Raw genomic sequence first — 19951 nt, 5'->3', positions numbered from 1 at the left:
TTGCGCGACATCCGCAGTAAAGCACGGGCGAAACGCCTGCCAAGGATGGGATCAACTCTTTTCCACCGCGCTACGTCCGATTTACAGGCAATTCAGGTCAAATTCAGCGCAATTGCGGCAGATGGGACGGCATACCGGCGGAATTTGGCCCGCCTCACGGATTGACGGATATAGACACATGTTCGCCAGGCCACAGAAATTGGACAGTTTGAAATGAAAATCCTTGCGAGCGGCATGGCCGCAATCACGCTTCTTGCCGCAGGTGCAGGAGCATCTTTTGCCCCGCTCTCCGCCCAGGCGACGAGCACCAGCGATTATCGCAACGTCATCTCCAATAATATGCGCGCTTGCGCTCCGGGGGCCGGCCCTGCCGTGCGCGTGACGGTGAACGGGATCAAGAGCTCCAGCGGGAAAATCCGCGTGCAGGTCTATCGCGGTACAAAGTCGGAATGGCTTGAAAAAGGGCGCTGGCTCAACCGGATCGAAATGCCTGCGCGCAAGGGCAAGATGACATTCTGTCTGCCCGTACCCGCCAGCGGCACATATGCCATTGCTGCCCGTCACGACGCCAACGGCAATGGATCGACCGATATCCGGGAAGACGGCGGAGCAATGTCGCGCAATCCGTCGATCAACATTTTCAACCTTGGCAAACCCAGCGTCGACAAAACTCGCTTCACCGTCGGCGAACAGGCAGGCTCCATCGCGATCACGATGAAGTATTTCAGCTGAGCCTTAGCTATTTCGCGCGCGATTGCGCCCGCTTGTGCCGCCACAATGACACCAGAACGCCCGGCGCGGCGAGGATCGGGTATTTCTCCCGAAATGGGGTGATTTCTACAGGCATTCCGGTGTGTCGCTCAATCTTCCAGGCGGCATAGCGCGACGCCCCTTCGAAAGTGGTGCTAGCCTTTAGCAGGCGCAGGAAATTGAGCGGTTTGCCGAGCCGCTGACGCTGCCTCCACCAGTTCAGGATTTCGCTCCGCTTCCCCTCCGGCAGATGCGGCGTTATCCGTTCCCCGTCCTGATCGAACGCGATGCCTGCTGCGCTAAGGGCCAGCGGCAGAAGCCCCCTGAAATGCTCTGCATTGACGCTGAGGATGTCATTTTCGCGCCCCGGTTTTTCGACCCGGAACTCAGCTTTGTAGGTCGCCTGAAACAGGGCGCGCCAATATTTTTCTGCCGTGCCGGTTTCAGGGCCAAGCGCCGCGGCAAGCTGCGCCGCCGTCTGCGCCGCCGCCGATAATGCCGCGGCAACCTCTTGAGCGGCGCTTTCATCCGCCTGCCAGACCAGCGCAGAAGGCTGGACAAAGCGCGCCCAGATGGTCGTGTCGCGCAGCTCGCCCGCTGCGGCTTTGGCAAAAGTTTCCAGCGTCATCGCAGCTACTTTTGCGCGCAAGATTATTCCCGCATCCTCGCGCTCGTGATAGCTCACCACCGGCCAGATCGCCGGTTCATCACTGCCGCTGCGAAGGACGTAGAAATCGAGCACACCGTCCAGCGATCCGGTACGCAAGTTGGAGCCGTAGAACAGCACGGCACGGGCACCGGCTTGCTGCGCCAGAGCATGGGCGAACCGTTCCACTGCGGGGTTTATGTCGGCGTTGAGCCGGTTTGTAAGGCGTTCAGCCAGTTGGTTGGAATTGTCGCCTGTCATACCGGCTAGTCTGGCACCGTGCCGCTATCAGGGCGCGACGAAATGCAGTTCAGGCCCCTGCCCGATGCGGTATTCGCCTGCCGGAAACGCCTCTCCGTCGAGGATGAACTGGTCGTCGATCTCCAGCGTAAATTCCGGCGCGCTAAGCTGGTGAATCCCGCGTTCGCGCAGATTGGCAACCTCCCGGCCCATGATCGCCAGCGGAAGCAGCGCGGCCGTGCGGCGCGAAATCTGATCGAGCGCCACCAGTTTCAGGCCTGCTTTCAGCTTACCAAAAGGACGGGTGCCGGCGGGCAGGCGTTCCAATGTGGAGGCGAACAGCAATTGCCGGTATTCCGTGTCCCCGCGCCCGCTATGCGCCATCGCCGTGCGCTGCGCCCCCAGCTCGATCCGCATCCGCGATCCCTTGCGCCACGGATTTTCCGCGCCCGCAAACAGCGCCTGCGCAATGGTCCATGCTGTCGTGACGCCAACCGCAAGACTGTTGAACGCCCCCAGCCGGTGCGCGCTTTGCCCCGCCTGCGTGGCTTTCGTAAATGCGCCCGCGCCAAGGATGAAGCCTAGCACCCTGGAACCGGCGTGCCCGCGCTCCGCATCGGCTTTGGTGCTAATTTCAATGGGTCTGCGCCGGACACGCGATCCGCTGTCCAGCGCGTCAATCGCATCTTGCAACGTCCAGTCCGCCGGCACACCCAGATCCACGGTCAGGGCATTGGTCTTGCCTTTTGGAAGCACCGCTATGGCAGGCCAGTTATCGCCGAAAATCGCCGCGCCGCAGGTCAGCACATCGCGCACTGTGCCGTCTCCGCCATTGATGACAAGAAGATCAATGCCGCGCTCGGCAAATTCGGTTAATGCGGTGGGCAATTGCGACCGGTCACCCGGTTTGGCGATATGTACATGAGGGCTGACGCCGCAATCGAAATCGGCGCCCTGATTGCCGTGGCTTCGCGGGTTGTAGATCACTCCGACGCAGGGCGCTTCGCCAGCTTTCCGCGCGGTTTCGCGTGATGGGCGGCGCGTGCTGCCGGGTGCCGTCGTCGCGGCGTGCCGCGGCATCTGGCCAAATTCGTAGATCGGAGTTGCCATAATTATCCTTAATGCACCCCTTGCCCGCATCTTTGCCAGCAATCTTGCCGCTTGTCACATCCGCCCCGCTCTTCTGGCCGCCATTTCGGGGCATGTTGCATAATTTTCAAGGGCAGAGTGCGCAGAGCAGTGCGTATTTCAAGCTGGCCTTGCGTGCGCGGCGCGCTAAGCTGGCGAGATGTTGACAACGTCCCTGATCGAAACCGCCCGCACCCTTGCCCCCGATATGGTGGCGCTGCGCCGCGCCATCCACGCCGAACCGGAGCTTGGCCTGCATTGCCCGATGACGATGGAGAAAATCCGCGCCGCGCTCGCCGGGCTGCCGCTGGAATGGCGCACCGGGCCATCAACTACCGGAGCGGTCGCGACGCTGGTCGGCGGCAAAGCTGGCGCTGATGGCCCGCGCGTCCTGCTGCGCGGTGATATGGACGCGCTGCCGATGGATGAGAAAACCGGCCTCGACTTTTCCTCGACCATTCCCGGCCGGATGCACGCCTGCGGGCACGATACGCACACGGCCATGCTGGTGGGCGCTGCGAAACTGCTGACCGAGCAAGCTGGCGAGATGACAGGCACGGTCGATTTCATGTTCCAGCCGGGGGAGGAGGGGCATCACGGCGCGCGGTTCATGCTGGATGACGGGTTAATCGATCCGCTGCCCGATGCCGCATTCGCGCTGCACATCATGCCAAACGCGCCCTACGGTGTTCTGGCTGGCCGGGCCGGGCCGCTTCTCGCGGCGGCAGACCAGTTCACAATCACGGTGACAGGCAAGGGCGGTCATGCCTCCATGCCGCATGATTGCGCCGACCCTGTGCCCGCCGCCGCCGCCATAGTCGGCGCGATACAAGCGATGGTCACACGCCGTTTCAAGGCGACGAGCGCGGTCGTCGTAACTGTCACCCAGATACACGCTGGCACCGCGCACAACGTTATCCCTGACGAGGTTATGCTGGGCGGCACGATCCGCACCCTCAGCGCCGATCACCGCGAAAAGGTTCACACATTGATCGCCGAAACGGCGCGGCAGACTGCGGCAGCTTACGCCGTGGAGGCGATGTGCGAGCTGGAATTCGGTTTTCCCGTGACGCTGTGCGATGCACGCGCGGTCACGTTGGGGCGTAAAGTCGCGCAGGAACTCGGCGGCGCAGAAGGTTGGCAGGATATGGCCGATCCGATCATGGGTGCAGAGGATTTCTCCTACGTGCTCGAAAAGGTGCCGGGCGCCATGTTCTTCCTCGGCGTTGCGCCGGAGGGGGATGACTGGACGCAGTGCTGCGCGATCCACTCGCCGCGAATGCATGTCGACGAAGGCGCGCTGCCGCATGGCGCAGCGATGCTGGCGGGCTGCGCGCTCGAATATTTTGAAAACGGTTTTGGCTAGGAAACCGCGCGCGCGATCATCCTAGAAACGGATGCGCGCGGTCAGATCAACGCGGAACCGTTCAAATTCCTCGGTGATATCGTCGCTGATCCGCTCGGAATAATTGACCCCCGCGATGAACGACAGGTTGCGATTGGCGAGATATTCGACCGCCAGCGTCGGGCCATAGGTTTGCTCGCTGATGCCCGTGCCAACAAATTCGGTATCGCGAAAACGCATCCCGGCCCGGCCATAGAAATTGTGCCGCATTTCCACCTGAGCTGTCACCGCAGCACGCGTGTCGGTCCGCGCCTGCGCGCCGGTGCGGAACGTGGCGACATCACCGCGAAATGCGTCAACGATTACCGCTGCACGGCGATCAAGCAGCAATGAAATCGAAGCATCCACCGACAAACCGGTGCGCGAATCCAACCGCGCATCCTCAGGGTCGAACTGGAACACACCGATGCCCACACGGCCCCGGATCCGCTCACTATCGACAAAACGCAGGCCAACACGCGCGCCATAGGTCGTCGCATCGCGATCAGGATCAATGGCTGTACCCGGTAAGACAAAATCGCGCGCGGAGACAAAGCCTGTGGCCGTCGCATAAAGCGGCCCGCTCACCCGGTAACCCAAAGTGGCCCTGCCGCTATAAGTGGTGAAGTCCCGGTCATCATCAATCGCGGCGACCGCATCAAGTTCGCGAATTTCACCCTCGACATCGACCAGCAATTGCCCGCCGTCCCGCCGGTAATTGATATTGGTGAGCAATTGGTCGAACAGGCGCGGGCCGGGGCCTGCAAGATCGCGTGCCTCGGGATCGCCGCGATCCTCGGCGAGCCGGGCATATCCGGCTGACGCGGAAAACCGCTCGCCCTGACGCGGGCTGTAGATCGCGCCCAAATCGGCGCCGTACGTATCCGAATTTTCCGTGGTAAAATCAGCAAAGCGGGAAAACTGTCCGAACCCATCAAGAGTAAAGCGGAAGTCGTTTTCGCCCAGCTCCACGCGAACTTCGGGACGCACCACCAGTTCGATATCGTCAACCTCCGCTCCGTCCACATCGGCCAGCACGTTGCTGTCATAACGCGCGGTAGTGATGATCTGCGGCGAGATTTTGAACGCCCCGGCTGTGATCGGATCAATCTCGAAATCGGAATCCTGGCCATCGACGATCGGAGCGATAATCGATTGCGCAGCCACTTGTGTTCCAGTGAGCGCGGCGCCTGCAATTGCCATGAGCGAAACGGCGCGCATGGCTTTGTATCCGTGGGACATTAGAGCCACCTTTCAATGTGGAGGACGCGGGTGCAGGTCATCGCAGCTGGGCCGCCGTGCGTATCTGTGCCGGTAAAAGATGGCAGGCCGGCAAGAGTGTATGAGCATGTCGCTGCTGCAATTCTGGCCAAGTGCGCTGACAATCGCATGATAAAGCCCCCCGCTTTTGTATCTCACGTTCGCTAACACACAAACCTTGGCGATTATATAATCCTAAGGGGGCACTGGCAGGGATTATCCGGTCCGGAATGTGCGGCATCACGGCATTATCCCGGGATTAGCATCTGCATCACGTCAATCCGGAGAAACATACAAAAAGCCCCGCATCTTGCGACGCGGGGCCTTGTTACATTTCAGGTCGGGCGCTTTTAGAAATTGATCGCCGCCGATACGCCCCATACGCGCGGTTCGTTGACGAGCGCGGTGAGGTTGTTGAAGTCGATGGCGCCGACCGCAGAAGTATCATCAGTCACGTTGCGCACGAACGCCGCCACTTCGTAGGTGTCGGTTTTGTAACCAGCGCGCACGCCCCCTTCGAGCTGGCTTGCATCCTGAAATTCAAGCGCCTCATACAGGAAGAAGTTGATGCGCGAGCGATAGGCCCAATCGGTAAAGGCATAGATTTCGCCATTGCCGACCGGAATGCTGTAACGCGCGGTCCAGTTCGCGATCCAGCGCGGAGCCTGCGGCAAGGAATTACCGTCGATATTGACCACAGCGGCAGCAAACGGAGCCGCGGGCGTCACAATCGGATCAAGGATAGTGCACAGCGACACGTCGGGGAAGGTATCGACACGCACCGCACCGCAGGCGGCGGTGGTCAGATCTTCGTCCTGGATCTCCGTGAAATTGTAACTGAGCCCGGCAGTCAGGAACAGGCTGTCAGTCGGAGCAAATTCGGCGTCCAGCTCAAACCCGTAACCACGCACATTGTCCGCATTGATCAGACGGTTTGCATTGACCGAACCGCCTACCGCAGTCAGCTGGGCATCGTTCAGATCATAGTAGAAACCCGTGAGGTTCACGCGCGCGCGCCCGTCCCAGAACGTCGATTTCACACCGGCTTCGTATGAAGTGATTGTTTCGGAAGCTGCGACAGTCACACCATCTTCGAGCGGAGTGGCGGTTGCCGGCGGGAACAGCACACGCCCCTGAATGCTGGGCGCGCGATAACCACGCGCAACCTTGGCGTAGAAATTGATGTCGTCACTCGCAGCGAAGGTCGCGCTCAAATCCCACGTGATCGTGTCATCGCTGACCGAACGGGTCACGGTGCCAAGCGGGTTTTGCAGGAAGTCCGGGAACTGCGTATCCTGACTGCGAACGACTACAAAATCGCGCGTATCATCATTGTAGCGGATGCCGCCGCCGACACTGAACTGGTCGGACAGCGCGTAAGTCAGTGATCCAAAAATACCCAGCGCCTCGCTTTCCTGCTCTTGCGAAACGACGATATTGATCCCGCCCGGCGCATTGAGCGGATCACCCAATGTCGAGAAGTTGTTGCTGACGATTTCCAGCGACTCGTCGAAATAAAAGATGCCGGCCTGATAGCTCAAAGGCCCATCGCCGTTGCTGGCGATCCGAAGTTCTTGCGTGAACTGTTCGAGGTCGGGGATCGTGTCCTGTGTTTCAGCAGTGAACGGAATGACCCCGGGGCCGGTCAGTTCAGGCGGCAGGAAGCTCGCGCCGAACCCGCCATCAACATCACCAACCGATGCGGCCTTGCCCTTCCATAAGCTGGTCACCGAGATGAGCGACACCGGTCCCAGATCCCACGTTGCGCGGGCGGATGCGTTGCTCGTCTTCACCGATTGTTCGTTCTGGCCGTCGACCGAAACAGCGGTCCGGCTGAAATTCTCGTTCAATCCCGATTGCCCGCGCGTAAAATTGTTGGCCCGGAAAATACGAGCTGTTCCGTCAAGATCGCGCAGTTGTCCCGTCAGCAGCAGGTCGAAATTATCCGACAGTTGAAAATCGAACTGGGCGCGAAGGGCGAATTCGTCGAACCCGCCCAAAGCATCCTCTGTGGTCCCGCTGGGCAGGACATTGTCGACATAATCATCCTGACGCTGATACAGCGCGGACAGGCGAACACTCACCTGCTCGCCCAAGGGGCCGCCAACCGCTGCCTCGGTGTTCAGATTGCCGAACCGCCCCACGCTGACGCTGGCATAACCATCGGCATAATCGCGCGGCTTAACCGAATCGAATTTTACGATTCCGGCTGGGGTGTTGCGGCCGAACAGGGTGCCTTGCGGGCCGCGTAAAACCTCGACCTGCTGCACATCGAAAACCGGAAACCCTTTGAGGATCGGATTTTCCAGAACCACATCATCATAAATGAGGCTCACCGGCTGGGACGCGTTGAAGTCGAAATCGGTATTGCCAAGCCCGCGGATATAAAAGCGCGGGAAAGTGCGTCCGAATGAGGATTCAACGATCAGGCTGGGCACGCGCGCGGACAGAACGCGCACATCCTGACCGCTGCTGTTGATCGCGGCCAAGGTGTCCTGATTGATTGCCGTCACGGATACAGGGACATCCTGAATGTCCTGCTCGCGGCGCTGCGCTGTAACGATAATCGTGCCGACGCCGTTATCCTGCGCCGCGTCTTCTTGTTCCGAAGCGTTTGACTGTGCAGCGGCTGGCGCAGCAGCCAGAATAGCCGCAATCGGAGCAACCGAAGCTGTAGTGAAAAACCGTGCCAATGCCATTGCGCGTGCCCTCATTCAAAAGTGCGAACCGCTTTCGCCAAACACAGGAATGCCGGATCTTTTTAGAGATGGACAAATGCGCGAGAAACGATGGAGCGAATCGAGTAACAAAATTGAAACGTCGACACGCTTTTGCAACGGGGCGAACGGCGGTCAATTTCGCGCCTTGGTATTCACCGGTTTCTGGCAGGCGTCGTTGCCGTTAAGCAACAGCCATGACGACGCGAGTTTTGCAGGCATCCACCGCCCAGCAGGTTGCAATGCTCTGAAGATAAAGGCGTTTATCCGCGTCGGACTTCGCAGCACCATGACACCGGCCGCACTAGAGGCCCGATTCAGGATCGACTTTGCGAGTTTTGCTGTCTTGCTGCACTCGTTCGATCTTGCGCGCTTGATTGCTCGTCCAGACCTGTCGAGACAATGGCGCACCCGGCCTGATAAAGATGGGCACTTAGAACATTGGGAAATTATTGTTAGCATCGATGGCGGCTAGCGTTTTTTGTCACATCGAATACCCCGCCACGAGCACGCCAATAGCAAATCCGTCAAATCACCGGTCTAGACAACAGTGCGTGAGTATGGCGAGTAGTCCGGCGCTGCGCTTTCCTGCCAGCCTCGACCGTCTAGGGGTATGGCGGATACTATGCGATCATCTCATTGCAATGTGGGCCCTACAGATATCGCTTGAAACCAGAGGGTGATCTGACAAACCGACCTCCACGAGGGCCATATTCGATCATCTTCGATGGCGAATAATCCCTGTTGAACCTGGGTTCCTTTCCAACAAGCTCTGTTTCTCGCAACTGGCCGCGGCGTTGGGAAATGTTATGTTTGTGTGACCAAGCCTTCTTCCCGAAGACCTCCACAAGAACCCAGTCGCCTTATTCGCGAATGACCGCTATTTCTGTTCCAACCGGTGGCGTGCAACGAATGGCGCTTTCCCGATGCGGCTCGTAGAGGCAATGAGCTTTTTCAGCTACAATATATGCCTTTCCTTCAAACAAGGGCCCAATCTCCAACGAAAAGCCAGTTCGTTAATCCGTGCGCATCTCGACTTTTAATAGATTTATGGTGAGCGTTGACAATGGCTTTTGCAACTGGAAGTTGAGACAGTGGCTGCAACATTACGGCGCTTTGTTGCAGCTACCATCGTTTGCGTTATTCACCATGCCGCTGCGAGGAGTTCGGCCTGCTGGATTACGGTCTGCACAGCCGCGTCCTGAAGGTCCGGCGGGTAGCCGTATTTGCGCAGGATGCGTTTCACCAGAACCCGCATTCTCGCGCGTGCCGATTCCCGATGCGCCCAATCGACACTCGCGTTCGCTTTGAGGTTCTCGACCAGTTCAGCAGCGATGATCTTGAGGCTGTCATTCCCCATGATATCGACGGCGCTCTCATTGTCCGCCAGCGCCTCGTAGAAGGCAATCTCCTCGTCGGATAAACCTCCCTCTTCGCCTCGCGCCAATTTCTCGCGTATCTCTTTCGCTAGTTCGATCAGCGTCTGTAGCACCTCGACGGTGCTGACTGCATTTGTGTGATAGCGTGCGATGGCGGCCGTCAGTCGTTCGGAGTATTTCCGACTTTCGACAGCGTGGGTTTGCGACCTCGACCGGATTTTGTCGGCCAACAGTTTCTTAAGGGCTTCAAGCGCCAGATTAGGTCGCTCGCTATCGCGCATTTCGGCCAGGAACTCATCCGACAGGATTGAGATGTCTGGTGAGGCCATACCCGCGGCCTGCAAGATATCGACGATCTCCGTCGAGACGACCGATCTGTCGATCAACTGTTGGATCGCAAGTTCGCGGTCCTTCTTGGATTTTGTCACACCACTACTTTTGACCAAAGCGGCCCGCACGGTCTGATAGAAAGCCACCTCGTCGCGGATGGCTTTGGCTTCATCGCTTGCGGACGCCAAGGCAAATGCCTTGCTTAGCGCTAGAACCGCATCCTGAAAGCGACGGTGCGCGGCCTTCCTTGCTTCGTCGGTCGTTTCCTTCTGCGCCGCTTCTTGCTGACGAGCCAAAATCCACTCGAGCGCTTCAGCGAGACATTTTAATCGCTGGCTCGGTGTTCCATGCATTCCAGGCCCGCAATCGAAGCCATGGAACATGGCGCTGACGATTTCGAACCGCTCGAGCATCACGCGGATCGCCAGCTTCTCGTCGATACCGGTTTTCTCGCGGTCGGATGGCGAATAGATACCAAGCGCTGCTTTCAGATTTTGAGCGATACCGATGTAGTCGACAACAAGTCCGGCTTCCTTATCGCGGAAAACGCGGTTCACCCGCGCGATGGCCTGCATCAGACCATGGCCGCGCATCGGCTTATCGATATACATCGTATGCATCGACGGAGCATCGAAGCCGGTCAGCCACATATCGCGCACCAGCACGAGCTTGAGGGGGTCAGTCGGATCCTTGGCACGTTTAGCCAGCTCATCTCGGCGTGCCTTCCCGCCAATGTGCGGCTGCCATTCCTGCGGGTCCGAGGCGCTGCCGGTCATCACAACTTTCACCGCGCCCTGTGACACATCGTCGGAATGCCATTCCGGACGAAGAGCGACAATCTCGTCGTAGAGCGCCACGCAGATGCGGCGGCTCATGCAAACGGCCATTGCTTTGCCGTCTAACGCCTCCAGCCTTCGTTCGAGATGCTCGACCAGATCGTTTGCGACGAGCTTCAGCCGGGCCTTAGAGCCCACCAAACGCTCGACAGCGGCCCAACGCGCCTTTAGCTTCTCCTGATCCGAGGCAGCCTCGTCCTCAGTCAGTTCCTCCACCTCGGCATCGATAAGTGGCACCTGTTCTTCCGGCAGTTCGATGCGCGCCAATCGGCTTTCGTAATAGATTGGCACTGTGGCACCGTCTTCGACCGCACGGCTGATATCGTAGATGTCGACATAATCGCCGAACACCGCAGGCGTGTTCACATCGTCCTTCTCGATCGGCGTTCCGGTGAACCCAATGAAGGATGCGTTAGGCAGAGCATCGCGCAGATACTTCGCGTGGCCATAAGCGCGTTTGCCAGTCTTGGTGTCGATGCGCGCGCGGAAGCCGTATTGTGATCGGTGCGCTTCGTCCGCCATTACGATGATGTTCTGCCGCTCGCTCACAGGCGCAAGTTCATCATCGCCCTCGGCCGCCGCGAATTTCTGGATCGTAGTGAAGATCACCCCGCCCGCCGCTCGGTCAAGCTGCACGCGCAGATCATCGCGGCTGTCGGCTTGAACCGGCTTCTGACGGATGAGATCGCTACACATGGAGAAGGTGCCGAACAGCTGATCGTCGAGGTCATTGCGGTCCGTGATGACGACGATAGTGGGATTTTCCAACGCAGGATCGCGAACGAGCAGACCCGCGTAGAACGCCATCAGCAAGCTCTTGCCTGAACCCTGCGTATGCCAGATCACCCCAATCTTCTTGTCGCCCGGCGCCTGCTCTGTCTGGCTTGGCAAACCATAGTTGAGCGGGCTTTCACGTAACGGTCCACCGCTTCTAGCAGTCGCATAGGGCAAAGCACGAAGCGTTGCTGCCAAGGCGTTCTGGGCAGCGAAGAACTGGTGATACGCCGCGACAATTTTGACAATCCCGCTGCCGGTATCGCCAAACACTGTGAAATCGCGCAGCAGGCGAAGCAGGTTGCCCCGGTCCAATACCCCTTTGATGAGAGTTTCGAGCTGGGGATCGCTTGTAGGCGCGATGGTTTCGCCGTCGACCGAACGCCAGGGCATGAAGCGCTCTTCATCTGCAGTCAGAGAACCGGCTCGCGCCTTGATGCCGTCAGACGTGACCAGGACAGCATTGGTTCGAAACAGCGAAGGTATTTGCGCCTTGTAGGTCTGGAGTTGGTTGAAGGCGCCGGACAAGGTTGCGTTCTCATCGCCTGGGTTTTTCAGTTCGAGAACACCCAGAGGCAGGCCATTGACGAACAGCACCACATCCGGGCGTCGGTTATGCCCCTGCTCGATGACGGTGAACTGGTTCACGGCCAACCAGTCGTTCTGATCGAACCCGCCGCTTCCTCCAAAATCGATCAGGCGAACCCGGTCTCCGCGCATATTGCCGTCTTCGTAGAATTCGACAGGCACACCCTCGACCAAGTATTGATGAAGCCGCCGGTTCTCCTCCACCAACGATGGCGTCTCGCTCGCTAGAACGCGACGAATGGCCTCTTCGCGTGTGTCAGCGGGGATTGACGGGTTCAGCCGCCCGACTGCATCGCGTAGACGGTCCAGCAAGACGACATCTTGATAGGCAGCGCGCAAAGGCTGCTGGCTGTCCGGAGACACATCGGGTCCGTGCGCGATCGTCCAGCCCAATTCACTGAGCCATTCGAGCGCCGCTTCCTCGACGTGGTCTTCTACGAACTTTCCCACTAGGCGAGCTTCTCGAAGCCGCGGCGCACCACACCCGCCATGAGATCACGTCGTTGTCCAAGAAACTGGTCGTAGGGCATCGCTTCCCATCCCATCGGCAAGCCGTGAGATCGATGCATTTCGGCCCAGTCCTGATCGGAGAAGCGAGCCTTGATCTGCGGCACATAGTCCTGCGGTGCCTTGGCGCTGATGTCGATATTGTCCGGCCATTCCACCAAAGCATAATTCGCCATCTGGTTGCGCATCCGCTGGTCGCTCACACCTTGCGCTTCAAGCCAGGCTTTGGGGAACAGATGGTGCCGCTCCAGCGCCTTCTTCGTCGTCTTGATGGTGGGATCCAGCATATCCGAGACCGTCTTGTGCGAGAACAGCACTGGCGCGCCTAGCCGGTTCTGCGCTGCGAAGAATGCGAACAGCTGCGGATTGCGGGCAGACGAACTGTCGAACTGCGATGGCAGGGTAATCTGCCAGAAATCATTGGTCAGCTCGCTGGTGATCTCTCCGTCGAGCCACGACAGGAAGGCCTCGCCATTGTCGATCTCGCGAATGCGGGCGAGATCGCCATCCATCACGGTTTCGGGCGAACTGGTATATCGGCCGGTTAGCGAGGCGAAAAAGAACCAGCGTCCGATTGCCCGCTGCAATTGATGTTCGGCCAGTCCGAACCGGACTTTGCCGATCAAATAGAATGCGTAGCCAAACAGCAGCGCGTTCGTGGACGAAACGAGCTCACCGCTGCGGAAGCCTGCGCCCACCAGTGCTTTGAAATACTGGTGCCAGTTGTTGAGGTTGAGAACGTGCGCCTGCGCCTCAGCCAAAATGTCGAACTGATCCTGTCTGCGCTGCGGATCGTATTCGCCGGTATCCGGATCCTTGCCCCGCAAGACCTGATACACGCTTTTCAGACGGCCACGATTGAAGGCCAGCGCGACCGCCACGCGGAGAAGCTGGTCCGGGTCCGGCTCGAGAAAATGGTTGAACGGGGACGTGTCCGATCCCTTCGCGGGGACCCGTGCCGCCCTGCAGAACTGCTCGAGATCGGTGCGCCCCTTTTCCCAGAAAACCGACAGCAATGTCAGGATGAAGTCCGCCTGGTTGAGCTTCACCCCTTCGCTGTTGATGCGCACGAAGATGTCGGCGACCTGCTCCTCCTCCACCGACTGGGCGATCTCCAGCGCCGTGAACGGATATTTCTGCAGGTCGAACAGCCGATCGAGATTGTGGGCGATGTGCTCTTCCTCGGCCTCCGTCAGTTCCGATTTCTGGGCGAGCTTTTCGATGAAGCCATTGACCAGCTTTCGGCTGGAGGCGCCCGACGACCACAGCTGCGAGATATTCGGGATCCAATCCGGGTCACGCCGGATGGCAGCATCAGCCACTTCGAATTTGCCGTCGCTAGGGCGGAAGGCGATTTCGATCTGGCGGTAGGCGTAGTTCTCGTCGAGCACCTTCTGACCCCGAAACACGGCATAGAGTGAGGTTAGCCGCTGCTGCCCATCCACGATCAGGCGAGCGGGCACATCGCGCTGCTTGTCATCGAGCCCGATCTGCTTCGCGCCGCTCTCGACGGCATTCTCCCAGAACAGGAGATAGCCTACCGGGAAGCCGCGATACATGGAATCGAACAGGTCGCGGACCTTGGCGTTCTTCCAGACGAACGGGCGTTGAATATCGGGCAGGCCAATATCGCCTACGTCGATGAAGTGCAGCAAACTGGACAAGTCGTAGTCCACGCGTTTGAAACAGGTCTTGAGTTCGCTCACCAATTTCCCCCTTCAACAGAGCCGTTTACCTCAGTTCTGCGGGCGTAACTGTAAGCAGATGATCAAGAACAACGCCAGCGTCTGACAGGCTTTTTAACCGGAAGTGGATCAGGTCGGCATTGCCAAGCTGGGGCATATTCTCGAGGCTACTATGCCGCCCATAGAGCGGTTGGCCCTTCGCATTCTTCTTGGCGTGAAGCACGGATGCGGGCGATGCAGTGGCAGAAGGGCCGCCGACAAGGCGTGCGACTGCCTTTTCAAGGCACCATAAGTTGGCGGGCACTTGAGCGTTCTTTTCGAACATCAGTTCGATCTGCGCTCCGCCAGAGGTGGTCAGGACGTAGCGAGCGGCTTTGCTGTCCTGATGGCCAAGGGGGTGTTCTGCGGCGAGGCTGTCGAGCAGCGCAACGACTGCTTTCTTGAGTTGGTCGCGGGCTATCATGCTCGTTCAATCTCCCGCTCCGCTTCACCGACGCGGATTTCGCCGGACATCAGCTTGGGCAGCAGTAAGTCGCGGGTGTTAGCCAGCGTTCGGTTTTCAAGTTCATTGGCAACGATCTTCTCAAAGAACGGCTCAACCATGTTGTCGAATTGTCGGTGTATGGGCTTCTCGGCGACGATAACTGGCAAGGGACGGAAGTTCTTCTTGCTGATTTCCTGAAAAGTAGAGCCGTTCGCGTTTTGAAGGATCAAATCCATATTCTCCTTCGCCCATAGGTAGGCAAAGTAATTGGAGATGCGCCCTTCGCAGCGCATCGCGATGTAGCCTTGGTTCACCGCCAGCGGGATCTGGGTAATAGCCAGATATCCAACAGGTGCGCGCGACGACAGGAGGACTGTCCCTTCCGGCAGCAGACCGGAACTGATCTTGGCAAGGCCGACGGGTGTGATGCTGCGGGACGTTTCTAGAAGAATTGGCGAGTTCAGGCCGGAAAGATCCTTCGGTGTTGTCCAAGCGATGTCACCATCCCAATACGCAGCGTCTTTCGTGCTCGGCGTCGAACCGCCCACCGCGTCCACCTCAGTGCCAATTGTCGAATAGGCCCACCCCTCCGGCACGCCGTCATCGTCTAGGCAGTTGGGGAAGAGGGACCAGAGGTCCGGCGCGAGATAGGGGGTGTCCCCGGCCATATTGGCCTTCACCGGGCCAAAGTCGACGAACCAGTCGCGGAACAGCGCCCGCGCCTGCGCCTCCAGCGTCTCGTTCATCCGCCGGTTCACGTCAATTTTCTCTGATAAGCAGAGATAGAGATCGCCAATCGCAATTTGAGTATCTTCATCCGGTAGAGGGATGAGAAGCTTGTCAAAATCACCCTTTTTAAAATGCGGGATCATCGTTCCGACATGCATATTTGCAATCTGACGTTGCACAACGGACGAGCGCAGAGCCGCGAACAGGTAGGCCGGGTATACTTTGTCTTTATCTGCACGAACCGCGACCATATCCTGAGCGATGCAGAAATTGAATGGGTCAGGAACTAAACAGGTCTGTCCGGGCGTTCCTTTGCAAACGAACAGGATATCGCCTGGTTGCGGGTGGCCCCGAAACCAATTCGACATAGTCGCTTCGTCTACATAGCGCACCTTCTCGAAGACCGGAAAAAGTGTGGATTCCTTTACACAATTAGTCGCGATTAATGGCGTTCCGGAAGTAGCGGTAGGGCAAGTCTTGCCCCGGTTATCTACCACGTGTTCGAGAAGATCTAAGAATGGTGCGGCGGTATTCATACGATCACAGCCGACAATCGTTCGGTAATTTCGCCGTTAAGCCGATCTCCCTCCTCGAACTGCGCCTCCAACGTCGCCTGCAACGCCGCGAACCGCTCGGCAAACGGCACGCCATCATCCTCGACATCTTCCGCGCCGACATAGCGCCCCGGCGTCAGCACATAGCCGTGCTTCGCCACCTCGTCGTGGCTTGCCGAATATGCAAACCCCGGAACGTCCTCATAATCCTTGCCCTCGCGCCACGCGTGATACGTGTCCGTAATCCGCGCGATGTCCTCGTCCGAGAACTCCCGCCGGGTGCGGTCGACCATGTGGCCAAGCTTGCGAGCGTCGATGAACAGGATTTCGCCGCGCCGGTCGCGCAGCTTGGCATCGCCGACCAGCCCGTTCGACTTGTCCTTGGCAAGGAACCACAGGCACACCGGGATCTGGGTCGAATAGAAGAGTTGGCCGGGCATCGCGATCATGCAGTCGATCACATCGCCTTCGACCATCGCCTGCCGGATCTCGCCTTCGCCGCTCTGCGTGGAGGACATCGACCCGTTGGCCAGCACCACGCCCGCCGTGCCGGCCGGGGCTAGATGGTGCAGGATGTGCTGAAGCCAGGCAAAGTTCGCATTACCGGCAGGCGGAATGCCAAACTTCCAGCGCCCATCCTCCCGCAGCCGATTGCCGCCCCAGTCCGACACATTGAACGGTGGATTGGCGAGCACGTAATCGGCGCGCAGGTCCGGCAATTCGTCGCGGTGGAAGCTGCCGTCGCTGTTCCAGCGAATGTCAGCGTCGATCCCGCGCACCGCGAGGTTCATCATGCAAAGCCGCCAGGTCGTATGGTTCGATTCCTGACCATAGACGGCGATATCGCCGATGCGCCCCCCGTGGTTCTCGACGAACTTTTCAGATTGCACGAACATGCCGCCCGACCCGCAGCACGGGTCGTATACGCGCCCATCATGCGGCTGCAGCATCTCGACCATCGTTCGCACGACCGAGCGCGGCGTGTAGAACTCGCCCCCGCGCTTGCCTTCTGCACCGGCGAACTGGCCGAGGAAGTATTCATAAACGCGGCCGAGCACATCGCGGCTCTTCCCCTCGTCCGACTTGAACCCGATGCCGGAGATAAGGTCGATCAGCTCGCCCAGCATGACGGGGTTTAGCGCAGGGCGGGCGTAGTCCTTCGGCAGCACTCCCTTGAGGGAGGGGTTCACTTTCTCGATCTCGAGCATTGCCTCGTCAATCAGCTTGCCGATACCGGGCTGCTTGGCGCTGGCTTGGAGGTGCGCCCAGCGCGCGGGCTTGGGCACCCAGAAGACGTTGTCGGCCCTGTATTCGTCCTCGTCCTCGACGCCGTCCGGATATTCTTTTTCGAGTTCGGCGCGCTTGGCCATGAAGCCATCGGAAATGTGCTTGAGGAAGATGAGGCCGAGGACGACGTGCTTGTAATCGGACGGCTCCATATTGGCGCGGATCTTGTCCGCCGCCTTGAACAGCTCGGCCTCGAAACCGAGGTCCCCGCCCTTAGAACTGTCTGCTTTCTTTGCCATTCTCACCCCTCAAATCGTGCGGCCAAGCCAGCGATAGCAAGGCTGTGACGGTCTCGCTACGCCGAACTTCGGTAAATTGGCACAATCATGCTGCGACCGACCGGTAAAACTGGTGCAGCCTTATACAATCACACAGTATTAGATTGATTTGCAGCAAGTAAATTGATTTGCAGCAAGTAAATTGACAACCTAACACAGGGTAAAACAGGGGAATTTGAATGAACGCCGTCGCCAATCCGCAAGTGCGCAAGCTGTTCGACGAGACGCGGCGCAGGCTGGTTGAAACAGGCACTCGCAACCGGCTCGTGCACGTCAACAGGGCAAACACCCGCGGCGCCGTCGTGAACATCATCAATGAGCGCTCGGATGACGTTTATTCCATATTGGCCAGCGGCAAGACGATGCGGTTTCGTGCCCTTGGCAAGGACAAGCACGAGCAGGGGGAAATCCTACTTGCAGACGATACCGGGGATGCCGAAGCCTTCGACGAGAATCGCTACACCGACAACTTGCTGGAAAGCCCGTTAGGGCCGGACGCGCTTGCCAAAAAGCTCCTTAAGATCGCGCGGGATGCGCGCACCGCCGAGGAGGAGCAGGGGGTAAACATCCTCTACCTGGCCCTCGGCTTCGTCACCTGGTTTGAAGATGAGAAGTCCGACGTTCGGCGAGAAGCGCCCCTTATCCTGCTCCCGGTGGAACTTGTCCGAAACCAGCGCACTTCAACATATGACATCCGCATGCGCGGTGAGGATCTCATTACGAACCTTCCGCTTCAGCAGCGATGGCAGGATGATTTCGGGTTGGTTCTTCCCGAACTTGAAGTCGGCGAGGACTGGCAGCCATCGCAATATTTCGACCAGGTCGAGGAAATTGTCGATGAACGTGATCGCTGGGAAATCGACCGTGATGCCATTCAACTGGGCTTCTTCTCGTTCTCGAAACTGCTCATGTATCGCGACCTTGATATCGATGTATGGCCGGATGGCGCGCTGGAAACCCACGAGCTCGTCAAAGGCCTCCTGTATGAAGGGTTCGAGGGCGACGATGACGCAATTTTCGGCGAAGAAGACAGGCTTGATGATGTCTTGCCGCCGGAAAAAATCTTCCACGTAGTCGATGCCGATGCGAGCCAGGCCCGGGTGATCGAAGAGGCCCGGTCTGGTCGCAACCTTGTAGTGCAGGGGCCACCGGGCACGGGGAAAAGTCAGACCATCGCCAACATCATCGCGGCTGCCGCGCAGGAGGGCAAAACCGTCTTGTTTGTGGCCGAGAAGATGGCCGCACTGGAGGTCGTTCACGACCGATTGGTGAAAGTGGGTTTGGCAGATATCTGTCTTGAGCTGCACTCGCGCAGCGCGAACAAGCGCCAAGTGCTCGAGGAACTGAAGCGCACACTCAACGCAGGTGCCGCCGTGCCTGCAATTCCCGCACGGCCTGAAGCGCTGCAGCATAGCCGAGATAGGCTCAACGCCATTACCCAGGCTCTCCATTCGCCTATCGGCGATACAGGCGAAACGGCGTTCGGGATGCTGGGCCGCCAAGCGCGCTTCATGGGCTTGAAAGCGCCTCCGCCAACTTTCGCTGCAGACGGCCTTGCTGAAATGGATCGCTCTGCCGAAAGCAAAGCGGTGGATGCACTCAAGCTGTATGGTGGCGCACTGAAGGAGGCTGGCGATCCAGCCAAACATCCGTTCCGATCAGTAACGGTGATGCAGCTTCAGCCGGTCGATCAGGCACGATTGCGGCCGATCCTGGATGAGGCGCGGGAAGCGGTAACGGCCCTTGATAACGCCCTCAATGTCGCTCTGGATTCTCTCGGGTTGGCTGAAGGCGGCTGGTTCGACCTGGTCGCGCCGGTCGAAGAACTCCTGCGTGCGCTTTCCGGTTTGAACGAGGGGGAAGGCAATCTTGCCAAAGAGCTTCTGCAATGCCGCGATATGGACCGCCTGTCTCAAGCGCTCGCATCTGGGCGCCGGTGGCGCGAAGAACGCGATGCGGCCAGTGCTTACTTTATCGATCACGCCTTCACGGTTGATGTGGCGCACCTTCGTGCCCCGCTTATCGCAGGGACAACATCATTCTTCGCTCGCTGGGGCAGCGCTTATCGCAATGCCTCACGTGAACTTGCGGGATTGCTAAACGATCAGCTGCCGAAATCTGCCGATGAACGTGTGGAGCTGGTAGATAGCCTGTTGCAAATTTCCCGGCTCCGGAATGAATGGGGACACGAGGAGGAATTTTGTCGGACCACGCTTGGCGGAAATTGGCGCGGCGAGCGGACCGATTGGGGGCGCATCGAGGCTGTCCAGGCATGGGCCGCGCGAGTGTCGTTAGCCAACGCCGATCTTGATGCCGAACCCGAATTCCTCGTCTCCACTGCTCTAGCTGTGGAGCGCGAAAACTGGGCCGATAAGATAAAACAGTTGGCGGGCCT

The 19951-nt window shown here is 58.8% G+C and carries 13 protein-coding genes; 4 read left to right on the top strand and 9 right to left on the bottom strand.

Features of this window, described 5'->3' with window-relative positions:
- Positions 1–213: 213 nt before the first annotated feature.
- Positions 214–732 carry a DUF2141 domain-containing protein gene (locus ACGHU1_RS10525; protein WP_390586660.1) on the top strand — a complete coding sequence of 173 codons (519 nt, stop codon included), beginning with the start codon at positions 214–216 and terminating at the stop codon, positions 730–732.
- A gap of 7 nt (positions 733–739) precedes the next feature.
- On the opposite strand, the gene ACGHU1_RS10520 is transcribed toward ACGHU1_RS10525, so the two are convergent.
- Both ACGHU1_RS10520 and ACGHU1_RS10515 read right to left on the bottom strand, forming a co-directional pair.
- Complete coding sequence (locus ACGHU1_RS10520) at positions 740–1657, bottom strand: hypothetical protein (RefSeq protein ID WP_390586658.1); 918 nt, start codon at positions 1655–1657, stop codon at positions 740–742.
- Between the two features lie 27 nt (positions 1658–1684).
- Positions 1685–2746, bottom strand: coding sequence for a diacylglycerol/lipid kinase family protein (locus ACGHU1_RS10515; protein ID WP_390586656.1), 1062 nt, complete (start codon positions 2744–2746; stop codon positions 1685–1687).
- Positions 2747–2924: 178 nt separating this feature from the next.
- Between ACGHU1_RS10515 and ACGHU1_RS10510 the strand changes: the two genes are divergently transcribed.
- The gene (locus ACGHU1_RS10510; protein WP_390586654.1) at positions 2925–4130 is read left to right on the top strand and encodes a M20 family metallopeptidase; all 1206 of its coding nucleotides are present in this window, start codon (positions 2925–2927) and stop codon (positions 4128–4130) included.
- Between the two features lie 21 nt (positions 4131–4151).
- Here the strand turns inward: ACGHU1_RS10510 and ACGHU1_RS10505 are convergent, their stop codons facing one another.
- Both ACGHU1_RS10505 and ACGHU1_RS10500 read right to left on the bottom strand, forming a co-directional pair.
- Complete coding sequence (locus ACGHU1_RS10505) at positions 4152–5390, bottom strand: outer membrane beta-barrel protein (protein ID WP_390586652.1); 1239 nt, start codon at positions 5388–5390, stop codon at positions 4152–4154.
- Between the two features lie 368 nt (positions 5391–5758).
- Positions 5759–8107 carry a TonB-dependent receptor gene (locus ACGHU1_RS10500; RefSeq protein ID WP_390586650.1) on the bottom strand — a complete coding sequence of 783 codons (2349 nt, stop codon included), beginning with the start codon at positions 8105–8107 and terminating at the stop codon, positions 5759–5761.
- On the opposite strand from ACGHU1_RS10500, the gene ACGHU1_RS10495 reads away from it, so the two are divergent.
- The gene (locus ACGHU1_RS10495) at positions 8085–8600 is read left to right on the top strand and encodes a hypothetical protein (protein ID WP_390586648.1); all 516 of its coding nucleotides are present in this window, start codon (positions 8085–8087) and stop codon (positions 8598–8600) included. The genes ACGHU1_RS10500 and ACGHU1_RS10495 overlap by 23 nt on opposite strands.
- Before the next feature lie 669 nt (positions 8601–9269).
- Here the strand turns inward: ACGHU1_RS10495 and ACGHU1_RS10490 are convergent.
- From ACGHU1_RS10490 to ACGHU1_RS10470, 5 genes are read right to left on the bottom strand one after another with little or no spacing between them, the layout of a single operon-like run.
- Positions 9270–12482 (bottom strand): type I restriction endonuclease subunit R, encoded by a 3213-nt coding sequence (locus tag ACGHU1_RS10490; protein ID WP_390586646.1) that lies wholly within the window; start codon positions 12480–12482, stop codon positions 9270–9272.
- Positions 12482–14245: a DUF262 domain-containing protein gene (locus ACGHU1_RS10485; RefSeq protein WP_390586644.1), complete on the bottom strand. Its 1764-nt coding sequence runs from the start codon at positions 14243–14245 to the stop codon at positions 12482–12484. The genes ACGHU1_RS10490 and ACGHU1_RS10485 overlap by 1 nt, the downstream gene beginning before the upstream one ends.
- Before the next feature lie 25 nt (positions 14246–14270).
- On the bottom strand, positions 14271–14687 hold the full coding sequence (locus tag ACGHU1_RS10480; protein ID WP_390586642.1) for a hypothetical protein: 417 nt from the start codon (positions 14685–14687) through the stop codon (positions 14271–14273).
- Positions 14684–15973 carry a restriction endonuclease subunit S gene (locus ACGHU1_RS10475; protein WP_390586640.1) on the bottom strand — a complete coding sequence of 430 codons (1290 nt, stop codon included), beginning with the start codon at positions 15971–15973 and terminating at the stop codon, positions 14684–14686. Before ACGHU1_RS10475 ends, ACGHU1_RS10480 begins: the two co-directional genes overlap by 4 nt.
- A complete protein-coding gene (locus ACGHU1_RS10470) occupies positions 15970–17517 on the bottom strand; it encodes a type I restriction-modification system subunit M (RefSeq protein ID WP_390586638.1) in 1548 nt (515 codons plus the stop codon). The genes ACGHU1_RS10475 and ACGHU1_RS10470 overlap by 4 nt, the downstream gene beginning before the upstream one ends.
- A gap of 218 nt (positions 17518–17735) precedes the next feature.
- Here ACGHU1_RS10470 and ACGHU1_RS10465 point away from each other — a divergent pair.
- A partial coding sequence (locus ACGHU1_RS10465) for a DUF4011 domain-containing protein (RefSeq protein ID WP_390586636.1) occupies positions 17736–19951 on the top strand: 2216 nt, incomplete at its 3' end.

Source organism: Erythrobacter sp. MTPC3, assembly GCF_042854385.1.
GTDB lineage: Bacteria > Pseudomonadota > Alphaproteobacteria > Sphingomonadales > Sphingomonadaceae > Erythrobacter.
Note: the sequence above shows the minus strand (reverse complement) of the source record. Positions and strands in the feature narration are given on the sequence as shown.

Bases quoted from the DNA above. Each gene is read 5' to 3' on its own strand.
- ACGHU1_RS10510 (WP_390586654.1), top strand. From the start codon at position 2,925: ATGTTGACAACGTCCCTGATCGAAACCGCCCGCACCCTTGCCCCCGAT.
- ACGHU1_RS10470 (WP_390586638.1), bottom strand. From the start codon at position 17,517: ATGGCAAAGAAAGCAGACAGTTCTAAGGGCGGGGACCTCGGTTTCGAG.
- ACGHU1_RS10475 (WP_390586640.1), bottom strand. From the start codon at position 15,973: ATGAATACCGCCGCACCATTCTTAGATCTTCTCGAACACGTGGTAGAT.
- ACGHU1_RS10480 (WP_390586642.1), bottom strand. From the start codon at position 14,687: ATGATAGCCCGCGACCAACTCAAGAAAGCAGTCGTTGCGCTGCTCGAC.
- ACGHU1_RS10520 (WP_390586658.1), bottom strand. From the start codon at position 1,657: ATGACAGGCGACAATTCCAACCAACTGGCTGAACGCCTTACAAACCGG.
- ACGHU1_RS10515 (WP_390586656.1), bottom strand. From the start codon at position 2,746: ATGGCAACTCCGATCTACGAATTTGGCCAGATGCCGCGGCACGCCGCG.
- ACGHU1_RS10525 (WP_390586660.1), top strand. From the start codon at position 214: ATGAAAATCCTTGCGAGCGGCATGGCCGCAATCACGCTTCTTGCCGCA.
- ACGHU1_RS10500 (WP_390586650.1), bottom strand. From the start codon at position 8,107: ATGGCATTGGCACGGTTTTTCACTACAGCTTCGGTTGCTCCGATTGCG.
- ACGHU1_RS10505 (WP_390586652.1), bottom strand. From the start codon at position 5,390: ATGTCCCACGGATACAAAGCCATGCGCGCCGTTTCGCTCATGGCAATT.